General features: G+C 66.5%; 9 protein-coding genes. All 9 read right to left on the bottom strand.

Annotated elements, in window-relative coordinates; genetic code table 11:
• Window positions 1-3 precede the first annotated feature (3 nt).
• Window positions 4-423 (bottom strand): hypothetical protein, encoded by a 420-nt coding sequence (locus WC326_15145; protein MFA7332403.1) that lies wholly within the window; start codon window positions 421-423, stop codon window positions 4-6.
• A gap of 20 nt (window positions 424-443) precedes the next feature.
• Entirely contained in the window at window positions 444-1058 is a 615-nt protein-coding gene (locus WC326_15140; GenBank protein MFA7332402.1) for a hypothetical protein, read from the bottom strand.
• Window positions 1048-2367 (bottom strand): AAA family ATPase, encoded by a 1320-nt coding sequence (locus WC326_15135; GenBank protein MFA7332401.1) that lies wholly within the window; start codon window positions 2365-2367, stop codon window positions 1048-1050. Before WC326_15135 ends, WC326_15140 begins: the two co-directional genes overlap by 11 nt.
• Window positions 2368-2382: 15 nt before the next feature.
• On the bottom strand, window positions 2383-5283 hold the full coding sequence (locus WC326_15130; protein MFA7332400.1) for a CHC2 zinc finger domain-containing protein: 2901 nt from the start codon (window positions 5281-5283) through the stop codon (window positions 2383-2385).
• A gap of 12 nt (window positions 5284-5295) precedes the next feature.
• Window positions 5296-7350 carry a DEAD/DEAH box helicase family protein gene (locus tag WC326_15125; GenBank protein MFA7332399.1) on the bottom strand — a complete coding sequence of 685 codons (2055 nt, stop codon included), beginning with the start codon at window positions 7348-7350 and terminating at the stop codon, window positions 5296-5298.
• Window positions 7347-9356 (bottom strand): ATP-dependent DNA helicase, encoded by a 2010-nt coding sequence (locus tag WC326_15120; GenBank protein MFA7332398.1) that lies wholly within the window; start codon window positions 9354-9356, stop codon window positions 7347-7349. Before WC326_15120 ends, WC326_15125 begins: the two co-directional genes overlap by 4 nt.
• Before the next feature lie 88 nt (window positions 9357-9444).
• On the bottom strand, window positions 9445-10200 hold the full coding sequence (locus WC326_15115; GenBank protein ID MFA7332397.1) for a hypothetical protein: 756 nt from the start codon (window positions 10198-10200) through the stop codon (window positions 9445-9447).
• 21 nt (window positions 10201-10221) lie between these two features.
• Window positions 10222-10509 (bottom strand): hypothetical protein, encoded by a 288-nt coding sequence (locus WC326_15110; GenBank protein ID MFA7332396.1) that lies wholly within the window; start codon window positions 10507-10509, stop codon window positions 10222-10224.
• Window positions 10510-10570: 61 nt separating this feature from the next.
• Entirely contained in the window at window positions 10571-11281 is a 711-nt protein-coding gene (locus WC326_15105) for a hypothetical protein (protein ID MFA7332395.1), read from the bottom strand.
• Window positions 11282-11985 lie beyond the last annotated feature (704 nt).

The following is an 11985-nucleotide window of genomic DNA, read 5'->3' as shown; positions in this document are numbered from 1 at the left end:
GGGCTACTCGGTCTTGTCCACCGTCTTCCAGTGGGTGGTGACGATCACGAGCTGCTCGGTGATTGGAGAGTAGAAGGCTGCGCGAGGTCGCATGGGCTTCCCCACGCCCAGCTCGTCCATGAGCTTGTGCAGGATGACCAGTCCCGCGCGGCGGAAGACGCGCAGGGCGGCGAACTGGCCGGGAACCCCGTGTCCGGCCCGCCCATGGGCAGCCCGCGCGCGGTCCACCAGAAGCTCCATCCACTCCGTCGATCGGTCCTCGACGCAGCAGTAGCGCAGGATCGCGGCCAGATAAGTGTAGCCTCGCTCATCTTCACCAAAGGCGGCCAGGAGATCCCAGTTCACCCAGCGAATGTCCGTGCCGATCTCCTCGCGCGTATGCGGCCGGCGCTCCTTCGCTCGCGCTGACTTCTTTCTACCCATGGATCAGGCCCTCCCGAGCTTCATCTGGCCAGGTCCTGCAGCAGGTCAAGCGCTAGATCCAGGATGCCCGCGACCTGTTCGCGCTCGTCCGCGGTCGGCCAGCGGGGATAGAGGACCCGGGTGGACGCCGGGTCCCGGAGGGCGGCCGCGGCGGAGCGAAGGACGCCTGGCTGCAGTTCCAAGAGCTTGCGCACGCGGATGAGGAGCGGCTGCCTGCTGGTGGCCAGATCCAGCGCCCTGCGCGTGCTGCGGTGGCGATAGCCCACACAGGGGGGTGGCGAGGCCTTGAAGTGGGCACGAATCGACTCCCGCTCGCACTCCATCTGGGCCGCCGCCTCCCGCAAGCGGACCCGCTCAAAGGCGCGTCTGAGCAAGATCCGGGCGCTACCGCGCGCCGTTTGCCCTCTGTCCACTCCCGACATCAGCACGTGCTGCCGGGCGAGAGCGGCCCGGTCGCGCGTCAGGAAGTAGGCCCCGCGGATGTCGCGCGTGGCGAAGGGCGTCAGCAGCGTAAGGCGCGCGTCATTGGAAAGCGTGTCTCGCTCCACGATCTCAAGAATCCTCCAGGCATCCGCCGTGGCGAAGTAGACGGGACGTTCCCCCGACGGCCAGTGATCGATGGCGTCAGATCCCACTCGCCACCTCGCCGTCCACGATGTGCACGCCCACCTGCTCGCTTGTGGCGAGCTCCATCAGGACCAGTACGCCCTGTTCAGCCGCCCAGGCGGCCACGCGCGCCCGGGTCTTTTCAGTCATCATGGAAGCCTCGCGCAGGGCCAGAAATCTGAGCTTCGGGTGCATGGCCGCGCCCATGGCCAGGGAAACCTCCAAGCGCTGGGCATCGCTGGCCTGCTCGAAGGGCATGCCCTGGTAGAGCACGACGCCCTCGTCCGTGATGGACAAGCCACCGATGGGGAAGTGCGCGGCCAGGATCACCTGACCGATCTCGTCGTCCACGGCATCGATACGGGTCGTCAGGTCCTGGGTCTCCTTCTGCAGACGTGCCCTGTTGTCCTCCTCTTCCCGGTGGCGCGCCGCCGCGCGGGCCCGCTCGTTCGTCTCTTCCGCCGTGGCCAGGCACTCCACAAGGGCCGTCAGATCTGGGTCCACCAGCGCATCCACCTGGGCCTTGGCCACGCGTCCGTCCTCCACCAGCTGGACCACACGGTCGCGCGCGGCTTGCAGCTCACCTTCAAGGCGTGTCACCTCCGCCCTGGCTTCGCCGTGCGTATGGCGCAGGTCCACCAGCGCCTGCCGTGTGGCGTCGTTGCCTTTCTTCACCCGTCGCGCGTCTTCCAGCTCGCTTGAGAGCTGCGTCAGACTGACCACCGCCGGCGTGTTCGGTGCCGGCATGGGCAGGGCTTCCAGCCGGCTCTCAGAGGCCTTGAGGTCCCGGTTCACGTCGGTGCGCTCGTCGTAGATCGATTGGCGTCGCTTCTTCAGTTCCTTGATGGTCTCGCCGATCCCGGCCATGTCGATCAAGACGCGGCTGCGGCCCTCCGGCTTCATGCGAATGAACTCGCTGGGGTCGAAAGTCAGCGTGTTGAAGAAGGCGTCCAGGATCGCTTGGGGGCTGGGGAAGCTCCCCTTGTCCGGGGTCCAAAGCTTGAGGCCCCAGCCGCCCTCCGCCGTGACCGTGCGGGTCACGCGGATCCGCCGCGGGCTGTCCGGGCGCGCATCGTCCGACGGCGCCATGTCCAGGACGATCTCCGCTTGATCCGAACCCGCGTGCACGGGCTCGCGCGGCGCGACCTTGGCGCCGCCCAGGGCCGTCCAGATGGCCTGGATGACGCTGGTCTTGCCCTCGCCGTTCTCGCCCGAGAGGTGCGCCGTGTGGGCTGCCGGGTCGAAGGCGATCTCCACAGCCTTCAGGCGCATGAAGTTCTCGGCCTTGAGACCGACGATGCGATAGCTGTCCGCCAGCTGGTGGGGAGGCCGGGCCATGAGATGCTCCTTTCGTTAGAAGGGGAGAGGGTCCATGTCGGGGGTCGTGCCGGGACCGGGTTGGCCGGCCTGGGAGATGCCCGCGTCGTTCGGGGCCACCTCACTGAGGCTGGCGGGTCCAGGCTTCATGTCGTCGTCCTCCTGCCCGTGGAGGCGCCGGAGGGCGTCATGCAGCGGCGCCTCCAAGAGCCGGATGGAGCGCGACCGCTTGCCGCCCTCCACGCGCCGGCGGACGTCCTCTTCGCTGATGACGTGGTGGGTCTTCAGCGTGTTCGTCAACCGGTTGGCGCTGAGTTTCTTTTCGAAGGGCCAGAGCCCGTCTTCCAGTAGCTCGGTGTGAAGGGCCTCGGCGAGCTTGGCTGAGGAATACTCGTGCGGGAAGGACAAGAGCTCGTACACGCGGCGGTCCTCGCCCGTGATCAACTGCAGTAGCGTCTGCAGGATGAGGATGTCCAGGTTCTCGCGGCGCGCGCGCTCCTCCTGCTCCGTCGACTTCTCGCGCTGGGCCTTCAGCAGCGTGTCCACCAGACAGCAGGTTTCGTCCTGCCCTGACTCCCGATCCACCTGGTGGGCGAGGGTGATCAGGGGCAGCCAGATCTCCCGCTCGCGGCTGTAGAGGTCGGGCAGGGCGCCCATCAAGTCCTCGGTGTAGATCTTGTGCAGCAGATGGAATTTGGTCAGCGCCCAGCAGTGGAGGCGGTTCCGCAGAAGCGCTGTGCGGGTCTTGATCTCACGGTCGTTCTGGGCGTGATCCTTTAGGACCACGTCCTTCTGCTTCTTCAGGCTGCGGATGACGATGCAGCGGTTGCCGAAGACATGGTCGATCTCGTTGATGGACCCGAAGCACTTGGGCCCATAAGTGTCGAAGATCTCCACGAGGCCCGTGTCCATGTTGGTCCGGCTCGCGCTGGACCCTTCCTTGTAGGAATCGAGGAAGGTCGTGCGGATCGCGGCTTCCATGGTGCCGGGCTTGGGGTAGCTGAGCTTCTCGGCCTCGTCCAGGATGGCCGTCGCGCGATTGGCGTGCACCAGGCGGAAGAGGGCCGAGTCGGTGATGTTGGTGGTCTTGCGCGCGTTGAAGGCGAGCTGGTGGATGAAGTTCAGGCTGAGGCTCTTGCCGGATCCCGTGATGCCGTTGAAGTGCAGGTAGCCCAGGGTCCCGAAGAGAGGGTAGACATAGGTCATCATGATCCAGAGGGCGATTATGTCGAACTCGTGCTCGGCCGGGTACCAGATGAACTCCTTCAAGAGCGCACGGATGTCCAGGAAGAGCTCGGCCGTGCTGGGCGTGTTGGCGGATGGGTCGTGCATGAAACACTCCACACTGTTGGGGATGGATTTGGATAGGTTCCAGCGAGGCAGGTCCGGATCCGGGAAGCGCGTGAGCTTCTTGTCGTTGATGGCTCGGGATGCGTAGCGGACGATGGACACCTGGGGAGTCCCAAGGTCGACGCGAGACTCCACCACGAACTTGACTGGGATCTCGCCATCCTCGTCCACTTCGGTCACCCAGACGCCCAGGTTGCCCACGGCCTTGTCCGTGATGCTGAAGTTCAATGCTGCGACGTAGGGCACGGTGTCCTTGAAGAGAAGCCTGGGGCTCACTTGCGTCCCGCCATCCTCCGGCGGGGACTTCAGCAGCTCCTCTTTTCGCTTGGCGCCGCGATCCTTCAGCATCTCGCGCAGGCCTTTGACGGGCGTGTCGATGCGGCGACTGATGCGCTTCAGGTACGCGGACTGCAGGTTGTCGTCCAGGGCCAGCAGGGCGTCGATGATCGCCAGCAGCAGCTCCTGCTCTTCGCGTCCCAGGCGGCCGCCACCTTTCACATCGGGCAGGAGGTCGATCTGGTAGTCGATTAGGTCCGGCGCGGCCTTCAGCAGCGCCTGGAATTCCTCCTTCGTGCCGCCGGCCCGGGCCCAGTCGTTGATGTCCTTCTCGCCCGGCACGTGCAGGATGCACACGTCTCCGTCCGGCATCTGGGCCTGGAGGGCCCGCGCCGATTTCAGAACGCGGCCGCGGCCGGTGGCATCGTTGTCCCAGACCAGCGTCACGCGGCGCTGACGGGCGAAGCGCACCGCGTGTTTGGAGGCCTCCGCGCCCAGGCAACCCAGGGATGGGATGTCCCACTCTAAGAGGGTCCAGCAATCGGGGATGCCTTCGGTGAGGACGACCTCGCGCCCCGGATGGTGAAGAGCATCCTCATTGTAGAGGCCGGCCGGCCCGGGCAGGTGCAGGTACTTTCGCTTGTCCTGGGGCTCCAGGGCACGGAAGGTGAAGCTCGTCACGCGCTGGCGGACGAGCAGGGGAATGGCCAGCCGAGGACCCAGGAAGAGGACGTTCCCTTTCTCGCCACGCAGGCCTACGGCTGCGAAGTCCGCCTCGCTGAATCCCGCCAGCCAGGGATGGCTTTCCCTGACCTGAAAGAGCTTCTGGATGTCTAAGAGGCCCACACGCTGCGCGCGAATCAGCTCATCTGTGAAGCCCCGGTCGTGCAGGTAGCTCCGTGCTCGGGTCGCCAGGTCGCTGTCGCCCAGGAGCCACCCATGGCAAACCTGGGCCAGCACGGTCAGCACATCCTCCCGCTGCCGGCGGGCTGCGCTCTCGACCTTCTCCTCCTCCGTTGGGGGCTTGAGTTCGATGCCGAGGAGATCGGCGCCGATTTGCACCGCCTCCTTGAAGGACACGCCCCGTTCGGCCATCAGGTAGTCCAGCACGCTGCCGGCAGAGCGCCCGCCCGGATGGCTCCAGCAGATCCAGCTGTTGGTTTCGCGGTAGTGGGTGAAGGAGGGAGTCTTGTCGGCGTGGCCCGGCAGGGGGCAGCAGAGGGTTCGCTTTCCCTGAGCCGCCCGCGGCAAGAGCGAGTCCAAGGTCAGCTCGCGCTTGAGGTGCTCGACAACATCCTGGAAGTGGCCCACGCGATTCCCCTGCTACCGGATAGCCGCCATGAAGAGGTCGTCGCCGCGCGCCGCCAGGATGGCCGCTGCGGCGTCGAATTGGTGTTCGCTGCGCTCCTTCGTCACGTCCCAGCCCGCCCCGGCCCAGGACCGGTCGTCCCGCGCCCGAACCGCGCGCACACCGTCCGCCACGCGCGACTTTGTCGCGGTCAAGCCGCCGCCCACGCGCTCCTTGATCTCGCCCGGCAGAAGCCAGATCGTGGGCACCTCGTGGTACACGTGCGCGGCCACCAAGAGGGCCTTGGCATAGGCCAGGCCTTTCAAGGCTGCGGCACTCTGGGCGCCGGAGGACGGTGTCTCGCAGCAGAGAAGCGCGGGCGGGTAGGCTCTCAGGAAGTCGCGGATGCCTAGGGCCAGGATCTCCAGGCGCCGGCCGTCGTCGTCGGCCTTGCGCAGGCCCAGCTTGCGATCGGAAGGCGCCGTCACCAGGGTCGTCATGGCCAAGGGCCACCAGGTGGCCAGGTCCACGGCCACCAGCGCGAAGTGCGTGAAGGAGGGATCCAGGCCGACGACGAAGCGGGTGGGCCCACCAGGTCGCACGATGATGGTCGGGGCTGCCAACACGGCTATCGGCGCCGTTTCAAGCGGCGGGGTCTGCGCCGCCGGCTGTGCCTTGACAATTGTCGCCAGGAGCTTCTTGTAGGCGGCCCGCCTGCCGGCGTACTGGCGCAGCAATGGCTTCGAGTCGTTCTCCACGTGAACAACGGCGCTGTCGATGAAGTCGTAGACCTCGCCCTTCGTCTTGCCCGGCGCCGCGCGCATCACGCGGCCCACGCGCTGCTCGACGCGCCCCTCGGCCTTGGCCGGGAAGGTGAGGAGCAAGGTGTTCAGCTCGGGAATGTTGAGGCCTTCGTCGGCCACGGAACTGGCGAAGAGCACGCGCACCTGGCCGGCCCGGACCGCGCGCCGGATCAGGCGCCGCGCGTCCTTCTTCACCTTGCCGGCCAACAGTTCCCCCTCGATGCCCCGGGCCCGGGCCGCCTGGAAGAGTTGTTCCAGGTGGTCCTCCACCCGGCCGGACAAAACCAGGATCACGCGCTCCTCGTCCTGATAGAGGGCTTCCAGCACGTCCAGGACGAGGCTACGGCGCGCCACGTCCCGGGCCAGCACCTCCACGAGGGCCTGCCAGTCGCCAGCGCCGCGGTAGGGGAAGGTGAAGGCCGTGTGGATCTCGTGGATGACAGCTGGCACCAGCCAGCCGCCCGCCAATAGGTCTGCCTGGCGGGTTTCGTGCAGGAGGGGTCCAAAGGTGTGGTAGAGCTTGGGGGTCAGCCCGTCCTCGCGCTCTGGCGTCGCCGTCAGGGCCAAGCGCCACTTGGCCGGGCAGGCGTTCACCACGCGATCGAAGGTGCTGGCCGGACCGTGGTGGCCTTCGTCCAGAATGAGGCAGCCGTAGGAGCCGAGCTCGCGTGAAAGTGCGTCCGGCGCCAGGCGCGCCAGGCCTTGCACCGTGGCCACGATGATGGGCGCGCTGGATCCGGCGCTCGCGCCTGGGACGAAGCCGAAGTGTTCCTCCACCTCGTCGCGCCACTGTTCCAGCAAGTCGATGGTGTGAACCAGGATGAGCGTGCGCTGTCCGATCACAGCCAGGGCTGCGAGAGCCGTCACGGTCTTGCCGCCGCCGGCGGGGATCACCAGCACGCCCTGCTGGCGCTGGACCATGGCGGTTCGGGCCGCTGCCTGATAAGGACGCAGCGCGAGCAACAACGGTGGGAGTGCATCCCCGGGCAGGGGATGAACAGCGCGCCGATCCTCGATGCCGGGCCAGGGAACCAGCAGGTCCTTCAGCAGGGCGATGGCTCCCCGTGGCGCGCACCACATCTGCTCAGCGTCCAACGAGAAGCCGTCCAGCCGCCGCGGCACAGGTCGCCAGACACCGTCCACCTTCTCCCTGGGCGCTTGGATCCCGCGCTTCCTGGCAGCCACGAAGGCGGGGTTCGCATAGGACAGGGCCCGCTCAAGCTTCTCGCGGGCGCGGGCCGGCAGGTCCGTCATGGGCAGGCGCAGCAGGCTGTCGACGTGGATCATGCGAAGGGATCCTCGTCATCTGCCAGGAAGGAGGCGATGGATGCCGTTTCATGGCTGAACCTGCCGCCGGGAAGCGCCTTGAGGAATTGGCACCCGTATTTCTTGGACGTGACCCGTCCGTCCAAGAGCAGCACGCAGCCCTTGTCATCCTGCCGGCGGATGAGGCGGCCGAAGATCTGCCTCCAGGTGATCAAGGCGACAGGCAGGCTGTGGCCACTGAACCAGCCCTTGGGGTTGTGCTCGGCGATGTAGTCCATGACGGGATCGGCCGGCGAGGGAAAGGGCAGGCGGTCCAGCGCGACCAGGGACAGGGACTCCCCGGGCACATCGATGCCTTGGAAGAAGGTCCGCGTGGCGAAGAGCACGCTGGACACGTCATCCTGGAAGCGCTGGATGAGCTGCCTGGACGGCGCCTCGCCCTGGCAGTGACAGCGGATCCCCCGGCGCTCGAACTCAGGGGCCAGTGTCTGGTGGGCGGTGCGCAGCGCCTGGCTGGAGGTGAAGAGCAAGAGGGCGCGCCCCCGCGAATGCAGAACGGCATCGTGCAACTGGTCGTGGATCTGGTCACGGTACTCTGGCGCGCCGGGCTCCGGGAGCCCACGGGGGACCACCAGGAGCGCCGCCCGTTCGAAGTGGAAAGGACTGGGCAGGGCCACCTGGCGCGTGTGCTCGGACAGTCCGATGCGCTCGCGAAGAAAGCGGAAGTCGCCAGGCGTGGTGGTCAACGTCGCGCTGGTGGCGATGAACGAGGGCAGCCAGGAGAGGAGGGCCTGGCGGACGAACGCCGCAATGCACACGGGTTTGCCGCTGAGCTTCCAGCTTTCCCTGGAGGCCGACTCCACGTGCTCGGTCCAGTAGACCCACCCCTCGTACAGCTGCCAGGCCAGGGCCTTCACGCGCCTGCCGAGCTGGGTGCAGATCCCTTGCTGTCGTTCCAGCAGCTTGAACTCCGGGGTCCCCTCTTGTTGCTGACGCTTGGCCGCCTTCAGCTCGCGATGCGTGCTCCGTAAGGCCATCAGCATGGGGCCCACGTCGATCAGGCCCGCCTCCTTGATACGGCCGGAGCCCGGTGCGCCATGCTGAAAGCCCAGTAGCCGAATCTTCTGGTCCAGTTGCTCCGCGGCGGCGTCCAGGGATTTGAAGCCGGCATGGGACAGGTGGCGCTGGAAGCCGCGAAAACTCCAGCGGCCAATCTGCTCGCTGGCGAAATCACGGCCGATGTCTGGGATCTCGTGGGCCTCGTCGCAGATGAGCGCATCGAATGCCGGCAGCACGCCGGCCTTGCCGGCCGTGGCCTGCTGCACCATCAGGTGGGCAAACAGCACGTGGTAGTTGCAGACCACCACCTGGGCCAGCTCTGCTTCGGCCGCGGCCGCCTTGTGGAAGCAGAGGTGCTCGCAGCCGGCGCACTCGCTTGTGTCAGCCACGAAGAAGTGACGCCGGATGCGCGGCGAAACCTTGAAGGGCAGTTCGCTGGAATCGCCCGTGCCGGTTTCCCCGGCCCAGTCCAGCACGCGTTCGAACTCCTCACGCTCGCCGTCATGGTCCACGCTGGCGAAGAGCCGACTCTGCTGCTCATCATGCTTGGCCCGGCATAGGTAGTGCCCGCGGCCCTTGAGCAGAGTGAACTGGAAGGGCTCGGGCAGGATGCGGGCGAGGAAGGGCAGGTCCTTGTGGACGAGCTGTTCCTGCAAGGCGATGTTGGCCGTCGCGATCAAGACCCGCTGGCCGGTGGCCAGGGCGTGCAGGATCGCTGGCACCGAGTAGGCGAGCGACTTGCCGACTCCGCAGGGCGCTTCGACCATCAGATCATGGCTGCCGGCCAGCGCGTCCGCCACCTCCCGCGCCATGATGAGTTGGCTCTCGCGGGGTTGGTAGTCGGGCAAGTGTTGAGCCATTAGTCCGCCCGGACCGAAGACGTCGTCCATGGAGAGGGCGGGAGCGGGTTCTGTGGGTAGGACGGCTGCGTCCAGCAGGATCGGATCGGCTATCACGTCGTGAGTCATGACTGCTCTCGGGATGGGGATGTGGCACAAAACGGCCCGGCCGACACCTGGACGCGTGCCGACCGGGCCTAGGTGGGGGAGTTCGGGATCAGGAGAAGGGATCGCCCTCACCCGTGGCGCCATCCGCCTGGGCATGACGCGCGGCCTCCTCCTCCTGGCTGACCCAGCGCTGGGCGGTCTTGAGCTGCTGGGAAGGGAGGTCGCGGATCTTGGCAATGCGGAACTGCTTGAGGAAGTCGGCCATCATCTGGCCGCCCTGGACCTCGCCCAGCACGGCCTTCAAGGCCTTCAGTCGCTCAATCAGCTCGCTGCCCTCGGCCTGGCCAAGAATGGCCGCGGGCTCGGCCTTGGCGCCGGCCTTGGTGCCGCCGGTCGCCTCCGGGCCCTCGCCTTCCGCTTCCAGATCGAAGAGCTCCAAGGCTTCCAGCTGGGCGCGCAGGGTGGGCGAGATGGCGGCTTCGGGCAGCACCGTGTATGTCGTGTCCGTCTTCGCGCCGGTGCGCTCGATCTCGAAGATCTGGGCCTCGACGCCGTACTTGGCGTCCATCTTGGCGACCAGCTTGTAGAAGGTCTTCGAGTTCTCCAGGACCTTCACGCCCAGGATCGCGTAGCCGCCCTCCCGCGCCTCCAGCACGGCCACGTTCATGCTGGTCTTCAGGCTCTTGGGCTTGCCGCAGCCCTCGGTCCAGGGGTGGGTCTTCGAGTCCTCCCAGTAGATCTCGCGGATGTGCGGCTCGCCCAGAAACACGACCAGGTGCTTGTCGCCGTCATCGAACTTGAGGAAGCGCCCGCTCTGCAGATCGTGCTCCTCGTACCGCTTGTTCATGTCGCCAAACCGGCCCATGGTGGGTCCTCCTTGAATGGGTTAGTGCGTGATCTTGATGACGGAGAGGAGGTGCAGCACGGCCGGATGCCGGCGCAGGTTGATGGCCGGCGGCGGGGCGTCCTCCAGCACACGCAAGTCGGCCAAGGGCTCCAGACAGGCGCGGAAGGCGCGCTCCACGCAGCGACTGAGGGCGAAGACCGCCGGGTCGCCCACCGGGTGCTCGGCGACGATGCCGCCCACCTGCAGGGCCAGCTCCAGGAAGGCGCCGCGCACGCGGGCCTCGATCTGGTCCACGCAGACGGGGTCGCTGATTCGGGTCTCGTCCATCCCGGGCCTCCTCTTCCTTTCCCACCAAAGGGGCGGCGAAGGGGCTGGAATCGGACAGGCGTCAGCTCTTTTCCTGGGCTTTTTCCCGCAGGCGCTTCAGCAGGCGCTTGTGGCGCTTCTGCGTGGTGTCGTAGGCTTCGCCCGATTGGGCCGCGCACTCCTGAAGCGAGTAGCCGTAGACATAGAGGCCGATCAAGAGGCCTCGCTCCGCCTCGCTGAGTGGCAGGTCCTGGATCGTGTCCTGCAATGCCTGGTAGGCGTCGGTGCGCTCGTCCGGCAGCCGGTCCGACATGAGCGACTCGTCCGACGCGCACGCGAGCCTGGCCTCCTGCTGATAGTCCCGCAGCCCCAGCTGCACGCGCAGCCGGTACCTCGTGTCGCGCAGGAGTTCCAGCGCCAGGCAGGGATCCGCCAGCCGCTTTTCTCCCAGGAGCAGCAGCGTCTCCAGGAAGGCCATCACGACCGAGCTTTCAGATTCCGCCAGGCCCATCCCCGTCATCTGGTAGCGCGCCGCCAGGCCTTGCAAGGCCGTGGCGTAGGAGACCAGTAGCCAGAGCTGGATGCTGGGGGCCTCGGGCGCACCTGCCTGCAGGTGGCGAATGGCGGCGCTGAGGGCCGCGTGGCGGGCCTCCTGACGGTCCTTGGCCCCAGGTCCCAGGAGAGCCAGGAAGTCCGCCAGCGTGGGCGGCAAGGCGGGTTCGCGGGCGGTTAGGGAGAGGTAGTCGGTGGTGGACGCGGCGGTGTTGGCGTCGGTGCGGGAAGCGGGCAGCATGGTGGCTCCAGCGCATGGTCAGCGCCGGCGCGAAGCCGCCAGAAGGCATGATCAAGTCCCGGGCGCAAAGACGCGCCGGGCCAACAGGTTGTGGGTATGGACAGAGTCCGCCCCGGCAGCCCAGGACATGGACCACCCGGCCCGTGATTTCCACGGGAATGGCTGGGGCATGGAAAGCCCCGGGACGAACGTGTCCGCTTAGAACGCCTGGCGATCAGCCAGGCGAGGACTGTCGACCCGGGTTACTTGAGAGTCAGCAGAATGGAACGGGAGAGGGCGCAGTGGTGGGTCCGCTGCGAGACGGCGGGGGAGGGAATGTATTGAGGCCGGTACATGATGAACTCCAAGAGAACAAAGCATCGGGAGGCGACGGAGCCAAGATAACCGGGTCTGGTACATGGGTCGCGCGCCCCATTGCAGGGCTTGGAGATCCGAGGCAAGTCTTCGGCAAGCTCCGTCGAGGCGGGCCATTTGCCCGCTTCCACAGCGGGTCTGGGGACTCGCAATGCTCAATAACCATGGCATTCAACTGCTTGGAGGAATGCCCCCCACTCCACGTTATCACAAGTCCTTGTCACATATCACTAGTGTCCGGTTAGAAGTCGAACAAAAACAATTGGTTACCATCTGATGCTTGCTCGATTTGGGAACCTTCGGCTCTCAAGGCGCTTCGTAGCTGGGTTTTCTCGAAGACAGAGATGGAC

This window comes from Candidatus Delongbacteria bacterium (genome assembly GCA_041675285.1).
GTDB lineage: Bacteria > CAIWAD01 > CAIWAD01 > CAIWAD01 > CAIWAD01 > CAIWAD01.
The sequence above is the reverse complement of the archived record's forward strand: the minus strand, read 5'-3'. Positions and strand labels throughout refer to the sequence as shown.